The following is a 16,514-nucleotide window of genomic DNA, read 5'->3' as shown; positions in this document are numbered from 1 at the left end:
ATTAAACCTTGTGCACTTAAGGGTTGAGCTAGTGCCTGCGCGGCGGAATGGCAAATCAACGACACGGCCAGATGCGCGAAAAACTGCAATTGCCCACTTTTTAGGCGGAATGCCCGGGAATTTCACGCCCATTGTCACGCAACGCGACAGCCCATAGACAAAGCCAAGGCCGGAGGGGCGCATGACAACAGCAGCCGTGATCGTCGCAGCGGGGCGCGGCACCCGTGCGGGCGGGGATGTGCCAAAGCAATGGCAGATCCTCAAGGGACGCATGGTCGCGGCCTGGACGCTGGACGCCTTTCGCGCGGTTCCCGGCATCGGTCCGATCGTTCTTGTGCTGCACCTAGAGGACATGAAGCGTGCGGCGGACTGGCCTGATATCATTGTGGTTCCGGGCGGCGCGAGCCGCGACGCCTCGGTCCGTGCGGGGCTTGAGGCGTTGACGGGGCGCGGCGTGACCAAGGTGCTGATCCACGATGTCGCCCGCCCGCTGGTGCGTCCTGAGACGATCACGGATGTGATCGCCGCGCTGGATGCGCACGAGGGCGCGGCGCCCGCCCTGCCCGTCACCGATGCGCTCTGGCGCGGCCATGGCGGGTTGGTGAACGGCACCGCAAGCCGTGAGGGCCTGTTTCGTGCGCAGACACCGCAGGGTTTCCGGTTCGAGCCGATTCTGGCGGCGCACCGGGCCGCCCCCGGCGGCGCGGCGGACGATGTCGAGGTTGCCCGCGCGGCGGGACTGTCTGTCGCCATCCTGCCGGGCGACGAGCGCAACATGAAGATCACGGCGCCCGAGGATTTCGCCCGCGCCGCACAGATGATGGGAACGGACATGGACATTCGCCTTGGCAACGGCTTCGACGTGCACCGCTTTGGAGAGGGCGATCATGTCGTTCTGTGCGGGCTGAAGGTGCCGCATGATCGCGGGCTACAGGGCCATTCGGACGCCGATGTCGGGATGCACGCGCTGACCGATGCGATTTATGGCGCGCTCGCCGAGGGCGACATCGGGCGCCATTTCCCCCCCAGCGATCCGCAGTGGAAGGGCGCCGACAGCCGCATCTTTCTGGATCATGCGGTGAAACTGGCCGCAGATCGAGGCTACGCGGTATCCAACGCCGATGTGACACTGATCTGCGAGCGCCCCAAGATCGGGCCACATGCCATTGAAATGCAAAAGGAATTGTCCATGATTATGGGGCTTGCGCCGGGACGGGTCAGCGTCAAGGCAACGACGTCCGAACGGCTGGGCTTTACCGGCCGCGAAGAAGGCATCGCCGCGCTGGCGACCGTCACGCTGGTGTCGGAATGACCGGGCTGATCGCCACCGTCTTCGGCGTCGGCCGCATCGGTTTTGCGCCCGGCACGTTCGGGTCTGCCGTCGCCGTCCTTCTGGCCTGGGGTCTGCACGGGCTTGGGGGCTTTCCGCTGCTGCTGGCGGCGACCGTGGTGGTGATCCCGCTTGGCTGGTGGGCGGTGCGCGAGGAAACCCGCGGCGCCGAGAACGACGATCCGTCCGAGATCGTGATCGACGAGGTGGCGGGCCAGTGGATCGCGCTGTTTCCGCTGTCGGCGGGCCTGTGGTTCGCGGGTGCCCCGGCGTGGCTGTTCCCCTACCCTGGCTGGATCGGCGCATTCCTGTTGTTCCGCCTGTTCGACATCTGGAAGCCCGGCCCGGTCGGCTGGGCGGACCGCAAGGGCGGCCCCTGGGGCGTCATGGTCGATGACCTGATCGCCGGGGCAATGGCGGCGGTCGTCGTTGCCCTCGCCGCCGCCATCGCACACGCGGGAATGGGAGCATGACGGCGACGAAGGTTCTGGAACTGGCGCGCGCGGCGGGCGTCAGGATCGCCACCGCCGAAAGCTGCACCGGCGGGATGGTCGCCGTAGCGCTGACCGATATCGCCGGATCGTCCGACGTGTTCGAAAGGGGCTTCGTCACCTATTCCAACGCCGCCAAGACCGAGATGCTGGGCGTCCTGCCCGCCACCCTGGACGCACACGGGGCGGTGTCCGAAGAGGTCGCGCGCGAGATGGCGGAAGGCGCGTTACTGCACTCCCGCGCGCAGCTTGCCGTGTCGATCACGGGAATCGCCGGGCCGGGCGGGTCCGAACACAAGCCCGAGGGGCGCGTCTGCTTCGGCCTCGCACTGACAGGCCAGCCTACACGCGTCGAGACACAGGAATTCGGCGCCCTCGGCCGGGACCGCGTGCGCACCGCCAGCCGCGACCACGCGCTGGCGCTACTGGCGCAAACGCTCGGCTGAGCCAGACTCAAAGCGCCCTCAAATCAGGCATATCGCCCGAATACGTGCAACTTGCCGCGCCATTTCGCGAAACGCACAGGACATGGGCGCCAGAAATGGCCCTTGCCGCTTTTCCGTGCGGTCAATTCCCTGTTGAACCCGGCCAAATCGGAACCTGAGGGAGGGGATCATGGTCGGAGCGGACACCGCCTGGATCATCGTTGCAACTGCGCTTGTGCTGTTCATGACGCTGCCGGGGCTTGCCCTGTTCTATGGCGGCCTCGTGCGGTCGCGCAACGTACTGAGCGTCTTCATGCACTGCTATGCCATTGCTTGCCTGATGAGCGTGCTGTGGCTGGCGTTCGGCTATTCGATCGCCTTCGGGCCGGGCGACAGCGGGCTTTGGGGCGGGCTGGGCAAGATGTTCCTGATCGGCGTCACCGCCGATAGCGTCTCGGGCACCCTGCCCGAAGTCCTGTTCTTCGCGTTCCAGATGACGTTTGCGATCATCACCCCCGCGCTGATCGTCGGCGCCTATGTCGAGCGCATCAGCTTTGGCTTCGTGATGCTGTTCTCGGGGCTGTGGATGCTGCTGTGTTACGCGCCGGTCGTCCACTGGATCTGGGGCGGCGGCATCCTGGCGGATGGCGGCATCCTTGGGGCCACAGGCGCGCGGGACTTCGCGGGCGGCATCGTGGTGCACGAGACGGCGGGCCTGGCCGCGCTGGTGATCGCGGTGATGCTGGGCGCGCGGCGCGACCGCAGCAAGCCGCCGCACAACCCCGGCTTCGTGATGATCGGCGCGGCGATGCTGTGGGTCGGCTGGTTCGGCTTCAACGGCGGCTCGCAGCTTGCAGCGGACGGCGGCGCGGCAATGGCACTGACCGTCACGCATATCTCGGCGGCGACGGCGTCGCTGACCTGGGCGCTGTGGGAAAAGCTGAAATACGGCAAGGCGTCTCTGGTGGGCATCGTCACCGGCACCATCGCGGGGCTTGCCTCGATCACCCCCGCCAGCGGCTTTGTCGGCCCGGTCGCGGCGCTGATCATCGGCGGCGTCGCGGGCATCCTCTGCCAGGAGGCGGTGAACCTTGTGCGCAACCGTCTGCACATCGACGACACGCTCGATGTCTTCGCGGTCCACGGCGTCGGCGGCATCTTTGGCACGCTGATGATCGCGGTGTTCGGACAGGGCGCCTGGGCGTCGCAACTGGGCGCGCTGGCCATCGTCGGCGTCTTCACCGTGGTCGTGACCTTCGTGCTGGTGAAGCTGTGCGCGCTGGTCGTGGGGTTCCGCGTCGATGCCGAGACCGAGACATCGGGGCTGGACATCACCCAGCACGGCGAGCGGGCGTACGATCTGACCACCTGAACCAAGCGCGCGCGCCCGACCCCGGCGCGCGCGTCAGCCGTACAGTTCGGCCGCGCGCCGCTCGAACGCGCGGACCACGCGCTGCATCGCGTCGTTGAACACCACGCCGATCACGCCCTGAAGCACCCGGTTGCGGAACTCGAAATCGACGTAGAACGTCACTTCGCAGCCGCCTTCCACGTCCTTGAAACCCCAGTTGGATTTCATGTGGCGGAACGGCCCGTCCAGGTATTCGGTGTCGATCCGCCGATCGGCGGGCCACAGCGTCACGCGGCTGCCGAACTTCTCGCGGAACACCTTGAACGAGATCACGAGATCGGCCTCGAGCACGGTACAGGCGCCCTCGTCACGCGTGTCGCGGATGCGCGCGGCGGCGCACCACGGCAGGAATTTCGGATAGCTCGCCACATCGGCGACAAGCGCATACATCTGGTCCGCCGTGTAAGGCAGCACCCGGGTTTCAGAATGTGTCGGCATACCGTCTTTCGCTGGTGACAACGCAGCCTGATGTCATAGAGTGCGCCCGCGAATTCAAGGGGAAGAGATGCCGCGCACCGATTATGTCATCGACGAGATGATCTCGGCCAAGTCCATCGCAGCGCGGATCGAGGCGCTTGCAAAGGATATCGAAGCCGCTTTCTCGGGCACCGAAAAGCTGGTGGTCGTCGGCCTCTTGCGAGGGTCCTTCGTGTTCATCGCGGACCTCGTCCGAGAGCTGGACCTGAACGTCGAGGTCGATTTCCTTGAGGCGTCGTCTTACGGCGACGGCATGGAATCAAGCCGCGAGGTGCGCATCCTGAAGGACCTGCGCGGCGAGATCGCGGGCCGCGACGTGCTGGTGGTCGAGGATATCGTCGACACAGGATTCACGCTGTCGCATGTGGTGCGGTTCCTCGAAAGCCGCGATCCCGCGCGCCTTCGGACCATCGCGCTTCTGGACAAGCCGTCGCGCCGCGAGGTGGACATCAAGGCCGACTGGACCGGGTTCGAGATCCCCGACGAATTCGTTGTCGGCTATGGCATCGACTATGCGCAGCGCAACCGGAACCTGCCGTTCATCGGCAAGGTGCGGTTCGTGGAATGAACCCGCGCTGGCTGGTGAAGGCATCGCTCTGGGCGCGCAATCCGCCCTCAATGAAGAAGGTGATCTTCGTGCTGGCGATCATCGGCCTCTGCATCGCGCTGTTCGTGGTCGAACGCTACGTCGGCTGGCCGAACTGGCTGACGGTGAACGGACGCAGCGGGCGCCTGTTCTAGGCGTCACCCGGTCCCGCAAGGGCGCTGGCGTGCTCTGCGAACGCCTCGACCAGCCGCGCGCGGATCGTGCGCAGGCGCGGTGCGTCGGCCATGTCGGAATGGCTGGCCACCCACAGCGGCACGCGAAACTCGGGCATTGCACCCGGCAGGCGGCGCAGGCGGGCGTCGCCCTCTCCCACGATCGCGGGCAGCACGCTGCGCCCCATCCCGGCGGCGGCCATCTCGCGCAGGGTGACAAAGCTGTCGGCCACGCCCGCCACGGCGCCGCGCGATACTGCGTCCTCGATCCACGCGGCAACCGCGCTGCGCGACAGCGGCCCCGACACCCCAAGCCATGCCTCGGGCGCACCGGGCGCGGCGTAGACGCCAAATCCCATCTCGCCGACCTGTTCCCCGACCAGATCGTCGGCCAGCTTCATCGCGGGCCGCACCGTGATGTCGGCATGGAGGCGCGCGAGGTTGAGGTGGGTGTTGGACGACAGAAGCTCGACCTTCAGGTCGCGCGATTCCGACTGCAACCGCTGCGCCATCGGCGGCAGCACGGTCTGGCACAGGCTGTCGGTCGAGGTGATGCGCACCCGCCCCGAAATCGGCGCCCGCGTGCCGCGCAGGATCGCACCCACGTCCAGCATCGCCGCCTGCGCGGCGCGCGCGGCCTCGACTACGGCGGCACGGTCGGGCGGCACCGAATAGCCCTGCGCCGTCTTCTCGAAGATCGCCGATCCAAGCCGGGTTTCCAGCGCCGAGATGCGCCGCAGGACCGTCGCGTGATTGACGCCAAGCTGCCGCGCCGCCGACGAGACCGATCCGGTTTCGGCGACCGCTAGCAAGAACCTCAGATCGTCCCAGTTGTCCTTGTGCATATTGTCACCGCTCCACCGCGTAAATCGGGACTCGTCTTTGAACGGACCGCCGCTAAACTCTATTGTGGCGAACCGAGCCCAAACCAGACAGGGACCCGATAAAAATGACTTTCACACGGAAATTCGTTCTGACACTGACCGCCGGCGTCGTGGCCGCAAGCACGGCCTTCGCGGCAAGCCATTCCGGCAGCGCTGTTCCGGCAGATGCCGCCACCAAGGGCCGCAAGGCGCACATGCAGGTCTATGCCCATAATCTCGGCATTCTCGGCGGCATGGCGCAGGGCAACATCCCGTTCGACGCCGCGCTGGCGCAGACCGCTGCCGACAACCTGCATGCCGTCTCGGCGCTGCCGCAGACGACCTACTGGGTGCCCGGCACCGCCGTGGGCGAGATCGACGGGTCCAAGGCGCTTCCCGCGATTTGGGAGAACATGGAAGATTTCGAGGCCAAGCAGGTCGCCCTGACCGACGCGGCCGCCGCGATGCAGGCCGCGGCAGGCAGCCTTGAAGGTGTGCAGGGTGCGATGCGCGGCATCGGCGGCGCCTGCGGCGCCTGCCACGAGGACTACCGCCAGTCCGACTGACCGGCTGTCGCAGAAACGTCAGCGGGCCGGGGTCGCCAGAGCGCGCCCGGCCCGCTAGTCTTTGCGCAACCGTCCCTTAACCGGAGCCGCCGACATGCGCCGTGCCCTTGTTGCCCTTTGCGTCCTTGCCGTTCTTGGGCTCGGCGTCTTCTGGATCGTCACCGCGCCGAAATCGGCGAATGCTACCGCCCTGGCCGGGATCGAGCCGGACGTGGCGCGCGGCGAATGGGTGTTCAACGCGAGCGGCTGCGCGTCGTGCCACTCTGCCCCCGAAGCGGCCGGCGAAGCCAAACTGGAACTGGCGGGCGGCCAGGCCTTTGCCACGGACTTCGGCACCTTCTACGCCCCCAACATCTCGCCCTCCGAGGCGGGGATAGGCGGCTGGTCAGCGCTTGATCTGGTGAACGCGGTGCAGAACGGCGTCTCGCCTTCGGGCGATCACTATTACCCGGCCTTCCCCTACACATCCTACGCGCGGGCCGAGACATCGGACATCGTATCGCTCCACGCCTACATGCAGACGCTGCCTGCGATCGATACGCCGTCGCGGCCCCATGACGTCGGGTTTCCCTTCAACATCCGGCGCAGCCTTGGCGGCTGGAAACTGCTGTTCGCGCGGGATGGATGGGTGCTGGACGGCGTTCTGACGCAAGATCAGGCGCGCGGGCGCTACCTGGCCGAAGCGCTGGGCCACTGCGGCGAATGCCACACGGCGCGCAACGCGCTGGGCGGGCCGGACATGGCGGCGTGGCTGGGCGGCGCGCCGAACCCGACCGGGCGCGGCACGATCCCCAACATCACGCCGGGCGGCCTGGACTGGTCAGAGGGCGAGATCGCGGAATACCTGTCCTCGGGCTTCACGCCCGAGTTCGACACGGTCGGCGGGCACATGGTGGCCGTGGTCGACAACTTCGCCAAGCTGGACGCAGCCGACCGCGCGGCGGTCGCTGCCTATCTCAAGGCCGTTCCGGCGGTGGGCGGCGAATAGGCAAACCGGGGGCGGCGGGACAAGTCCCGCCCTACGCGCGCCCGAGTTTCTGCATCCGTGCCGCGCGCAGCTGCGCGAAATCGTCGCCCGCGTGATAGCTTGACCGGGTCAGCGGCGTGGCGGACACCATCAGGAAACCCTTGCCGTATGCGGCCTTCTCATACCCTGCGAATTCCTCGGGGGTGATGTAGGCCTCGACGGCGTGGTGCTTGCGGGTGGGTTGCAGGTACTGGCCGATGGTCAGGAAATCGACGCCCGCCGCGCGCATGTCGTCCATCACCTGATGCACCTGGGGCCGCGTCTCGCCAAGGCCAACCATGATGCCCGACTTGGTGAACATCGCCGGGTCCAGTTCCTTGACCCGCTGCAAAAGGCGCAGCGAATGGAAATACCGCGCGCCGGGGCGCACTTCGGGGTAGAGGCCCGGCACGGTTTCAAGATTGTGATTGAAGACATCCGGTTTCGCCGCGACGACGGCTTCCAGCACTTCGGGGGCGCATTTCAGGAAATCCGGCGTCAGGATCTCGATCGTGGTGCCGGGCGCCTGCCGCCGGATCGCGCGGATCGTCATGGCGAAGTGCTCGGCGCCGCCGTCGTCCAGATCGTCGCGGTCGACAGATGTGATGACGACGTGGTTCAGCCCCAGCTTCTTGACCGCATCCGCGACGCGCCCCGGCTCGAACACGTCAAGCGCGTCGGGGCGCCCGGTGGCGACGTTGCAGAAGGTGCAGCCGCGGGTGCAGATCTCGCCCATGATCATCATGGTGGCGTGGCCCTGCGACCAGCATTCGCCGACGTTGGGGCAACCCGCCTCTTCGCAGACGGTGACCAGCCCGTGTTCCTTCACCACGTCGCGCGTCGCCTTGTAGCCGCTCGATCCGGGGGCCTTCACGCGAATCCAGTCGGGTTTCTTCAGCGCGGCGGTTTCAGCGCGGTGCGCCTTTTCGGGGTGGCGCTGGTCGGGGATCTTCAGGTCGCGGGGCATCGGGTCACCTTTCGCAATTCCCTGTCACATAACGCTTTCGGCGCGGGGGGCCAAGGGCGGCGTGGCGTTGCATCGCGGTCATGCGGAGGGCGCAGGGGTCGCAGGCCCGACGAGCGCACGGGCGGCGCCGGTCAGGTCCGCGACCGCCCCCTCCAGCAGCCGCGCCAGATCCTCGGCCCAACCGTCCACCGTCGTCTCGCGGCGCACCAGCGCCAGCGTGCGCCGGGGTTCGGGCGCATCGAAGCGCACCAGCGACAGCCCCGGCGCAGCCGCCGCCTCGGTCCGCACTGCGATCTCAGGCAGAAGCGTCAGGCCGAACCCCTCGGCCACGAGGCCGCACAGCGTGGACAGGGATGATGCGCCCAAGTCTACCTGCCCCCGGCTGCCGATCCCGCACACCTCAAGTGCCTGATCGGCAAGGCAATGCCCCTCGTCCAGCAGCAATAGCTGGTCCGGTGCGATGCCTGCGGGCACCAGCGCCTGCGCCCGCGCCCGCAGATGCGCGACCCGGCTCGGTGATCCGGCCAGCAGGAAATGGTCTTCTCCCAAAGGCCGCGCGACCAGCCCCTGCCCCGGCACCGGAAGCGCCATTACTACGGCGTCGAGCGCGCCGCGCCGCAATTCGTCCAGAAGCCTGTCCGTCTGCGCCTCGCGCACCCGCAGCTCCAGCGTGAGATCCTGCGCCCGGATGCGGGTCAACGCCAGCGGCAGCAGATACGGCGCGACGGTGGGAATCACCCCCAGCATCAGCCGCCCCGACAGGCCCGATTGCAGGCGGACAGCCTGTTCAAGATCGCGCACGTCCGACAGGATGGCGCGGCAGCGTGTCAGAACCTCCTGCCCCGCGCGCGTCAGGCGGATGTCGCGCGGCAGGCGCTCGACCAGCCGGGCGCCAAGTGTCTCTTCCATCTCCTTGATCTGCAGCGACAGCGCGGGCTGCGAAATATGCACCCGGGCCGCCGCCGCGCGAAACGTGCCCGCATCGGCGAGGGCGACGAAATAGGTCATCTGGCGCAGGGTCAGCGGCATAAGCGGCGCTTATCGAAACGGAGTGATTGCACCCGCTCAGCCTATCGCGCCACATGCCGCCAAGACAAGGTGCCTTCCTGATGGGCATGACGCACAAATGCCCTCCGCCAGGCGGCATCCAGTCTGGCTTGTGCCGCACCGCAGCGTATTATTGCGCCATGCTGATCCTCGACACACCCCCCGCAGACCGCCACACCCGCTGGGAGGATGTGCAAGGCATCCTGATCGGCACCGCGCTTGTCGCGCTGTCGATCCAGATCCTCAGCCATCCGGGCCTCATCACCGGGCAGATCGCCGGTCTTGCGCTGATCGCGGCCTACCTGACGCCGCTGTCCTTCGGGATCGCGTTCCTTGCGCTCAACATGCCGTTCTACATCCTCGCGGTGCAGCGCATGGGATGGACCTTTACCGTCAAGAGCTTTGCCTCGGTCTGCCTGATGTCGGGGTTCGTGGAACTGATGCCGATGGTGCTGGCAATCGAGCGACTGAACCCCGCCGTCGCCGCGATCCTGTTCGGCATCACCGCCGGGGTCGGCCTGCTGTCGCTGTTCCGTCACGGCGCGAGCCTTGGCGGCATCGGCATCCTTGCGCTTTACCTGCAGGACAAGGCGGGGTTTCCGGCCGGGTTGACGCAACTGATTTTTGACGGTTGCCTGTTTCTGGTCGCCTTCCTGCTTTTCCCGGCCGAGATCGTGCTTTATTCGCTTCTGGGCGCGGTGGTGCTGAACCTGATAATCGCGATCAACCATCGCCGCGACCGCTATATCGCCAAGTGAGGCCGCCCCAGTGCCCTACGTCTACCTGTTCCTGGCCATCGTCACCGAGACGATCGGCACGACCGCGCTGCAAGCCAGCCAGCAATTCACCCGGCTGGTGCCGTCCCTGATCGTCGTGGTCGCCTATGCCTGTTCGTTCTGGCTGCTGGCCGGGGCGCTTCGGTTCATGCCGGTGGGCATCGTCTATGCGATCTGGTCCGGCCTCGGGATCGTGCTGATCGCAATCATCGGCTACATCATCTTCGGGCAAAAGCTGGACCTGCCTGCGGTGCTTGGAATGGCGATGATCCTTGGCGGGATCCTGGTGATCCACCTGTTCTCGGCCTCGGCCCGGCATTGAACGGCGCGCCCGCGCCGTCACGTTTCAGGCAGCGCCGCGCCTTTTCACTGGCCTTTTCTGCGCCTGCATAGTAAGGGCGCGGCAACTCCGAAAAAGGCTGACCAAATGGACCTGCGAAATATCGCAATCATCGCGCACGTCGACCACGGCAAGACGACGCTGGTGGACGAACTTCTCAAGCAATCGGGCGCGTTCCGCGACAACCAGACGGTGTCCGAACGGGCGATGGATTCCAACGATCTGGAACGCGAGCGCGGCATCACGATCCTTGCCAAGTGCACGAGCGTCGAAGTCGGCGACACCCGGATCAACATCGTCGACACCCCCGGCCACGCCGATTTCGGCGGCGAGGTCGAGCGCATCCTGTCCATGGTCGACGGTGTCGTTCTTTTGGTGGATGCCGCCGAAGGCCCGATGCCGCAGACGAAATTCGTCACCTCGAAGGCGCTGGCGCTTGGCCTGCGGCCCATCGTGGTGCTGAACAAGGTGGACAAGCACGACGCCGAACCCGACCGCGCCCTGAACGAGGTGTTCGACCTGTTCGCGGCCCTTGGCGCCAACGATGACCAGCTTGATTTCCCGGTGCTCTACGCGTCGGGCCGCAACGGCTGGGCCGATGTCGAGTTGAACGGCCCGCGCAAGGACCTGACGGCGCTGTTTGATCTGGTCATCCGCCACGTCCCCGCCCCGGCGCAGATCGCGCAGAAGGACGAGCCGTTCCGGATGCTGGCGACCACCCTGGGCGCTGACCCGTTCATCGGCCGCATCCTGACGGGCCGTGTCGAGGCGGGCACCATCAAGGCGGGCGCCACCCTGAACGCGCTGGCGCGCAATGGCGACCGGATCGAACAGTTCCGCGTGTCCAAGATCCTCGCTTTCCGCGGCCTGTCTCAGACCGCCATCGACGAAGCGACGGCAGGCGACATCATCACGCTTGCGGGCATGACCAAGGCGACCGTGGCCGACACGCTGGCCGATCCCTCGGTGACCGAATCGATCCCCGCGCAGCCCATCGACCCGCCGACGATCACCGTGACCTTCGGGATCAACGATTCGCCCCTTGCGGGCCGTGACGGCAAGAAGGTGCAAAGCCGCGTCATTCGCGACCGCCTGATGAAAGAGGCCGAAACGAACGTCGCGATCCGCGTCACCGACACCCCCGGCGGCGAAGCCTTCGAGGTCGCGGGCCGCGGCGAATTGCAGATGGGCGTGTTGATCGAGAACATGCGCCGCGAAGGGTTCGAGCTGTCGATCTCGCGCCCGCAGGTGCTGTTCCGCGATGTGGACGGCCAACGGATGGAGCCCATCGAAGAGGTCACCATCGACGTCGACGACGAATACACCGGCGCCGTGATCGAAAAGATCACCGGTCCGCGCAAGGGCGACCTGGTCGAGATGAAGCCTGCGGGCGCCGGCAAGACGCGGATCATCGCGCATGTCCCGTCGCGCGGCTTGATCGGCTACCAGGGCGAATTCCTGACCGACACGCGCGGCAGCGGCGTTCTGAACCGGGTGTTCCACGAATGGGCGCCGTTCCGCGGCTCGATCCCCGGCCGCCGCGCGGGCGTGCTGATCTCGATGGAGAACGGCGTGTCGGTGTCCTATGCTCTGTGGAAGCTCGAGGATCGCGGCCGGTTCTTCATCGGCGCGCAGGAAGCCGTCTACACTGGCATGATCATCGGCGAGCACAGCCGCGACAATGATCTCGAGGTGAACCCGCTGAAGGGCAAGCAGCTGACCAACGTGCGCGCTTCGGGCACGGACGAGGCGGTGCGCCTGACCACGCCGATCACCCTGTCGCTGGAACAGGCGATCGCCTACATCGACGACGACGAGTTGGTCGAGGTGACGCCGAACGCGATCCGCCTGCGCAAGCGGTTCCTCGACCCGCACGAGCGCAAGCGGCAGTCGCGCGCCAGCGCCTGAAGTCGGAAACGGGGCCCTTCGGGGCCCCTATTTCTTCTTGCAGGCGATCTGCCTCAGCACCCAGTGCCCGTCTTCCTTGAGCGTCTTGATCTCGCGGTAGATGGCGGCGTACTCGACCAGCTCGATCAGGCCGCGCCGCTTGACGTAGACCCGCTTTTTCGGCTGAACCAGTTCCTTGGTGACGGTGTAGGTGGGCGCGATCCAGACCTTGTCAAAGCAGGCCACCGTCCGCCCCATGTCGGGCGTGGGCGTCAGTGCAGACGCCATGCCTGTGGTGGCAAGGCAGAATGCCGTGGCAAGGAAAACTGATTTCATCTTCACGCTCCAACACTGTCCGGGCAGGCACACGGGCCCCGCCTTGACACCTCATGTCAGGGAAAATCGGCAAAATTAGGGTAAACGGCGCGCGGGGTCATCCGCGCTGGCTGATCTGCAACGAAAAACGCGAGGGGACCTCCCCTCGCGTCATTCGTTTCCAGGCCTGGAAACCCTGCCCCGTTGCCGGGGCTGTCAGGGTCTCAGCAGTTGCAGGCGCAGGGAACTTCTTTCATCACCCAGTGTCCGTCGGACACCTTGTGCTTGTACTCGCGGTAAACCGCGTCGTAGCGCACAAGCTCGACACCTTTTGCGGTGTGCTTGTACTCGTCGTGCGGAGCCATCACGAGCTTCTTCGACGTGGTGTAGGTCGGACCGACCCAAACCTTGTCGAAGCACGCGACAGTCCGGCCTTCCCACGCGACGGCGGGAGCGGCAAAAGAAACCGCAGCAGCGGCAGCAAAAAGGATAGTTTTCATAGGAACCTCCGTTACCCTAACAGCGTCCTGAATTTACCATGATGCTTTTTGAAATCCCTAGACCTTCATCGCGTCCAGACCGGCCAATTCCCGGATAAGGGGAGTTTTTCTGCACAAATGAAGGTGACGTGTGGTCAATGAGCATCACATCGGCGCGTGGCCGCCGTGAAGACCACAAGGCATTGGTTGCGCAGCGGAAACAGTCGTGGAAAATGCTTGGGATCGTTTGCAGATCGCAATGGGCCGTCTGCTTTGCGAACAGAATCAATCGTATCGCTGCCTTGATTTCGACACCGGTTTTGGCACGTAAAGAGGGCTGATCCTCCCCGCCCGGCCAGTCCGGTTCAGTCGCCGATCTCTTCGACCACCATCAGGTCACGCTCGGACGCGCCGCGCGCGTGGCTCAGCGCCTCCTGGTAGGCGTCCGAGTTGTAGCACTCCACCGCCGCCTCGACCGACGGGAACCGGGCCACCACGTTGCGAGGCCGGTCGTTGCCCTCTAGCTGCACATAGCGCCCGCCGCGCGCCAGGAACACGCCGCCATGGGCCGCGATGGCCCCGGTGGCCAGTTTGGCGTAGCGGCCATAGGCCTCTTCGTCGTTCACATGCACATGGGCGATCCAAAGCGCGCTCATCTATCCCTCCAGTACCTTCTCGGCCGCCGCGATGGCCGCCGCTGCATTCTCGGCGCTTTTCGCACCGCCCTGCGCCATGTCTGCACGCCCGCCGCCGCCCTTGCCGCCCAGTTCCGCCACGGCGGCCTTGACCAGATCGACCGCGCTGACGCTGCCGGTCATGTCGTCGGTCACGCCCGCCGCCACCGCAGCCTTGCCGTCCGCCTCGGCGATCAGAAGAATCGCGCCCGAGCCGATCCGCGCCTTCTGCGCATCGATCAGCGCGGGCAGGTCCTTGCCCGAGACGCCGTTCATCACCTGCGCCAGGAACCGCACGCCGCCAATCTCTCTGGCTTCAGGGACGGCCGCGCCCTGCCCCGCGCCGCCCGCCATGGCCAGCTCGCGCCTGAGCTGGCCGACTTCGTTCGCCAGCGCCTTGCGCTCGTCCATCAGCGCGCGAACCCGCTCGACAACGCTGGCCTTGTCGGATTTCAGCAACGCCTCGATCTCGGACAGCGCAGCATCGCGGCCCCGTAGTTCCGCCAACGCCGCAGCCCCGGTCAGCGCCTCGATCCGGCGCACCCCGGACGAGGACGCGGCTTCGGATGTCAGGGCGAAGGCGCCGATGTCGCCGGTGCGCGTCACGTGGGTGCCGCCGCACAACTCGATCGAATAGGTCTGCCCGTCCGCGCCCTCGCCGGTGTCCGCGGTGCCCATCGACACCACCCGCACCTCGTCGCCGTATTTCTCGCCGAACAGCGCCTGCGCGCCGATCGCGCGGGCGTCGTCGGGTGTCATGATCCGAGTCTCGACCGGCGTGTTCTGGCGGATAAAGGCGTTGACCTCCCGCTCGACCTGCGCAATCTCGTCCGCCGACAGGGCCTTGGCATGGCTGAAGTCGAACCTCAGCCGGTCGGGCGCATTCAGCGAGCCGCGCTGCGCGACATGATCGCCAAGCGCGACGCGCAGCGCCTCGTGCAGCAGGTGCGTCGCGGAATGGTTGGCGCGGATCATCGTGCGGCGGTCGTGGTCCACGGCCAGCCGCGCGCCCGTGCCCTTGGCGATGCGGCCTTCGGTGACCTCGGCGAAATGGATGAACACGCCCGCGACCTTGCGGGTGTCGGTGATGCGCGCCGCGCCGCCCTCGGTCGTCAAGAGGCCCGTGTCACCGACCTGGCCGCCAGATTCGCCGTAGAACGGCGTTTGGTTGACCACGATCTGCACCGTGTCGCCTGCGTTGGCGGCGTCGATCGCTGCCCCGTCTTGCACGACGGCCAGCACCTGCGCCTCGGCGGTTTCGGTGTCGTACCCCAGGAACTCCGTCGGACCATGTTTTTCCGCCAGCTCGAACCAGATCGCGGCGTCCGCCGCTTCGCCCGATCCGGACCAGGCCGCGCGGGCCTTGGCCTTCTGCTCGGACATCGCGGCGTCGAAACCAGCGATGTTCACCTCGCGGCCGCGCTCGCGCAGCGCGTCCTGCGTCAGATCGAGCGGGAAGCCATAGGTGTCGTACAGCTTGAACGCCGCCTCGCCGGGCAGCGCCGCACCTTCGGGCAGGCTGCCAAGCTCTTCGTCCAGCAGCTTGAGCCCGCGGTCGAGAGTCTGCCGGAACCGGGTTTCCTCGGACCGCAGCGTTTCCTCGATCAGCGCCTTGGCGCGGACAAGTTCGGGATAGGCCTGCCCCATCTGCGTCACCAGCGCGGGCACCAGCCGGTGCATCATCGGGTCGGCGGCACCCAGCATGTGCGCGTGCCGCATCGCGCGGCGCATGATCCGGCGCAGCACATAGCCGCGCCCCTCGTTCGACGGCATCACACCGTCCGCGATCAGGAACGAGGTTGAACGCAAATGATCGGCGATCACCCGGTGATGCACGTTCTGCGGTCCGTCGGGATCGACGCTCGACGCATGCGCTGACGCCTCGATCAGCGCGCGCATCAGGTCGGTGTCGTAATTGTCGTGCTTTCCCTGAAGCAGCGCGCCGATCCGTTCCAGCCCCATGCCGGTGTCGATCGACTGCATGTCGAGGGCGCGCATCGAGCCATCCTCGAACTGCTCGTTCTGCATGAAGACGACGTTCCAGATCTCGATGAAGCGGTCGCCGTCCTCGTCCTTGCTGCCGGGGGGGCCGCCCCAGATGTGATCGCCGTGGTCGTAGAAAATCTCGGTGCAGGGGCCGCAGGGTCCGGTCGGGCCCATCTGCCAGAAATTGTCCGAAGTGGCGATGCGGATGATCCGGTCCTCGGGCACGCCGACCTTCTTCCAGATCTCGAACGCTTCGTCGTCGGTGTGGTAAACGGTCGTCAGCAGCTTCGAGGCGTCGATGCCGAAGCCCTTGGTCAGCAGTTCCCACGCGAACGGGATCGCCTCGGTCTTGAAATAGTCGCCAAACGAAAAGTTGCCGAGCATCTCGAAGAAGGTGTGGTGACGCGCCGTGTAACCGACGTTGTCGAGATCGTTGTGCTTGCCGCCCGCACGGACGCACTTCTGCGAGGATGTGGCGCGGACATAGTCGCGCTTTTCCACCCCGGTGAAGCAGTTCTTGAACTGCACCATGCCAGAGTTGGTGAACATGAGCGTCGGGTCATTGCGCGGCACCAGCGGCGACGAGGGCACCACCGTGTGCCCGTTCGTTTCAAAGTAGTCGAGGAAGGTCGAGCGGATGTCGTTAAGGCTGGGCATGGGTCCGGCGTCCGAAAAGGGGTTCGGTTCCGTCTATCGCCGGGAAACAGGGGTGTCC

At 66.2% G+C, this 16,514-nt stretch carries 19 protein-coding genes; 11 read left to right on the top strand and 8 right to left on the bottom strand.

Going from position 1 to position 16,514, the window contains the following annotated elements:
- Positions 1 to 181 precede the first annotated feature (181 nt).
- From KTJ87_RS06970 to KTJ87_RS06955, 4 genes are all read left to right on the top strand, one after another.
- Positions 182 to 1,312, top strand: coding sequence for a bifunctional 2-C-methyl-D-erythritol 4-phosphate cytidylyltransferase/2-C-methyl-D-erythritol 2,4-cyclodiphosphate synthase (locus tag KTJ87_RS06970; RefSeq protein ID WP_267138377.1), 1,131 nt, complete (start codon positions 182 to 184; stop codon positions 1,310 to 1,312).
- Entirely contained in the window at positions 1,309 to 1,803 is a 495-nt protein-coding gene (locus tag KTJ87_RS06965; protein ID WP_267138376.1) for a phosphatidylglycerophosphatase A family protein, read from the top strand. The genes KTJ87_RS06970 and KTJ87_RS06965 overlap by 4 nt, the downstream gene beginning before the upstream one ends.
- Positions 1,800 to 2,267 carry a CinA family protein gene (locus KTJ87_RS06960; RefSeq protein WP_267138375.1) on the top strand — a complete coding sequence of 156 codons (468 nt, stop codon included), beginning with the start codon at positions 1,800 to 1,802 and terminating at the stop codon, positions 2,265 to 2,267. The genes KTJ87_RS06965 and KTJ87_RS06960 overlap by 4 nt, the downstream gene beginning before the upstream one ends.
- 169 nt (positions 2,268 to 2,436) lie before the next feature.
- On the top strand, positions 2,437 to 3,618 hold the full coding sequence (locus KTJ87_RS06955; RefSeq protein ID WP_267138374.1) for an ammonium transporter: 1,182 nt from the start codon (positions 2,437 to 2,439) through the stop codon (positions 3,616 to 3,618).
- A gap of 33 nt (positions 3,619 to 3,651) precedes the next feature.
- On the opposite strand, the gene KTJ87_RS06950 is transcribed toward KTJ87_RS06955, so the two are convergent.
- Complete coding sequence (locus KTJ87_RS06950) at positions 3,652 to 4,095, bottom strand: type II toxin-antitoxin system RatA family toxin (RefSeq protein WP_267138373.1); 444 nt, start codon at positions 4,093 to 4,095, stop codon at positions 3,652 to 3,654.
- Between the two features lie 67 nt (positions 4,096 to 4,162).
- Between KTJ87_RS06950 and hpt the strand changes: the two genes are divergently transcribed.
- Positions 4,163 to 4,702 (top strand): hypoxanthine phosphoribosyltransferase, encoded by a 540-nt coding sequence (hpt, locus tag KTJ87_RS06945; protein WP_267138372.1) that lies wholly within the window; start codon positions 4,163 to 4,165, stop codon positions 4,700 to 4,702.
- Positions 4,699 to 4,875, top strand: a complete 177-nt coding sequence (locus KTJ87_RS06940; RefSeq protein WP_267138371.1) for a hypothetical protein — start codon at positions 4,699 to 4,701, stop codon at positions 4,873 to 4,875. Before hpt ends, KTJ87_RS06940 begins: the two co-directional genes overlap by 4 nt.
- Here the strand turns inward: KTJ87_RS06940 and KTJ87_RS06935 are convergent.
- Entirely contained in the window at positions 4,872 to 5,738 is an 867-nt protein-coding gene (locus tag KTJ87_RS06935) for a LysR family transcriptional regulator (protein WP_267138370.1), read from the bottom strand. The genes KTJ87_RS06940 and KTJ87_RS06935 overlap by 4 nt on opposite strands.
- 104 nt (positions 5,739 to 5,842) lie before the next feature.
- On the opposite strand from KTJ87_RS06935, the gene KTJ87_RS06930 reads away from it, so the two are divergent.
- Both KTJ87_RS06930 and KTJ87_RS06925 read left to right on the top strand, forming a co-directional pair.
- Complete coding sequence (locus KTJ87_RS06930) at positions 5,843 to 6,322, top strand: c-type cytochrome (RefSeq protein WP_267138369.1); 480 nt, start codon at positions 5,843 to 5,845, stop codon at positions 6,320 to 6,322.
- 94 nt (positions 6,323 to 6,416) lie between these two features.
- Positions 6,417 to 7,310, top strand: coding sequence for a cytochrome c (locus KTJ87_RS06925; protein WP_267138368.1), 894 nt, complete (start codon positions 6,417 to 6,419; stop codon positions 7,308 to 7,310).
- A 31-nt stretch (positions 7,311 to 7,341) separates the two neighbouring features.
- Here KTJ87_RS06925 and lipA read toward each other — a convergent pair whose 3' ends face one another.
- Together lipA and KTJ87_RS06915 are read right to left on the bottom strand one after the other, a co-directional pair.
- Positions 7,342 to 8,295: a lipoyl synthase gene (gene lipA, locus KTJ87_RS06920; RefSeq protein ID WP_267138367.1), complete on the bottom strand. Its 954-nt coding sequence runs from the start codon at positions 8,293 to 8,295 to the stop codon at positions 7,342 to 7,344.
- A 78-nt stretch (positions 8,296 to 8,373) separates the two neighbouring features.
- Positions 8,374 to 9,324 carry a hydrogen peroxide-inducible genes activator gene (locus KTJ87_RS06915; protein ID WP_267138366.1) on the bottom strand — a complete coding sequence of 317 codons (951 nt, stop codon included), beginning with the start codon at positions 9,322 to 9,324 and terminating at the stop codon, positions 8,374 to 8,376.
- A 158-nt stretch (positions 9,325 to 9,482) separates the two neighbouring features.
- Here KTJ87_RS06915 and KTJ87_RS06910 point away from each other — a divergent pair, with 158 nt between their 5' ends.
- The 3 genes from KTJ87_RS06910 to typA all read left to right on the top strand — a co-directional run bounded on the left by KTJ87_RS06910 (position 9,483) and on the right by typA (position 12,366).
- Positions 9,483 to 10,100: a YitT family protein gene (locus KTJ87_RS06910; RefSeq protein WP_267138750.1), complete on the top strand. Its 618-nt coding sequence runs from the start codon at positions 9,483 to 9,485 to the stop codon at positions 10,098 to 10,100.
- A gap of 10 nt (positions 10,101 to 10,110) precedes the next feature.
- Positions 10,111 to 10,440: an SMR family transporter gene (locus tag KTJ87_RS06905; RefSeq protein WP_267138365.1), complete on the top strand. Its 330-nt coding sequence runs from the start codon at positions 10,111 to 10,113 to the stop codon at positions 10,438 to 10,440.
- A gap of 105 nt (positions 10,441 to 10,545) precedes the next feature.
- Positions 10,546 to 12,366, top strand: a complete 1,821-nt coding sequence (gene typA / locus KTJ87_RS06900) for a translational GTPase TypA (protein WP_267138364.1) — start codon at positions 10,546 to 10,548, stop codon at positions 12,364 to 12,366.
- Positions 12,367 to 12,393: 27 nt separating this feature from the next.
- Here typA and KTJ87_RS06895 read toward each other — a convergent pair whose 3' ends face one another.
- From KTJ87_RS06895 to alaS, 4 genes are all read right to left on the bottom strand, one after another.
- The gene (locus KTJ87_RS06895) at positions 12,394 to 12,681 is read right to left on the bottom strand and encodes a hypothetical protein (RefSeq protein ID WP_267138363.1); all 288 of its coding nucleotides are present in this window, start codon (positions 12,679 to 12,681) and stop codon (positions 12,394 to 12,396) included.
- 203 nt (positions 12,682 to 12,884) lie between these two features.
- A complete protein-coding gene (locus KTJ87_RS06890; RefSeq protein WP_267138362.1) occupies positions 12,885 to 13,160 on the bottom strand; it encodes a hypothetical protein in 276 nt (91 codons plus the stop codon).
- A 344-nt stretch (positions 13,161 to 13,504) separates the two neighbouring features.
- Positions 13,505 to 13,795: a DUF1330 domain-containing protein gene (locus tag KTJ87_RS06885; protein WP_267138361.1), complete on the bottom strand. Its 291-nt coding sequence runs from the start codon at positions 13,793 to 13,795 to the stop codon at positions 13,505 to 13,507.
- Positions 13,796 to 16,456, bottom strand: coding sequence for an alanine--tRNA ligase (gene alaS, locus KTJ87_RS06880; protein ID WP_267138360.1), 2,661 nt, complete (start codon positions 16,454 to 16,456; stop codon positions 13,796 to 13,798).
- Positions 16,457 to 16,514 lie beyond the last annotated feature (58 nt).

Origin of the sequence: Anianabacter salinae (assembly GCF_019061145.1) — a bacterium.
Taxonomy (GTDB): Bacteria; Pseudomonadota; Alphaproteobacteria; order Rhodobacterales; family Rhodobacteraceae; genus Anianibacter; species Anianibacter salinarum.
The sequence above is the reverse complement of the archived record's forward strand: the minus strand, read 5'-3'. Positions and strand labels throughout refer to the sequence as shown.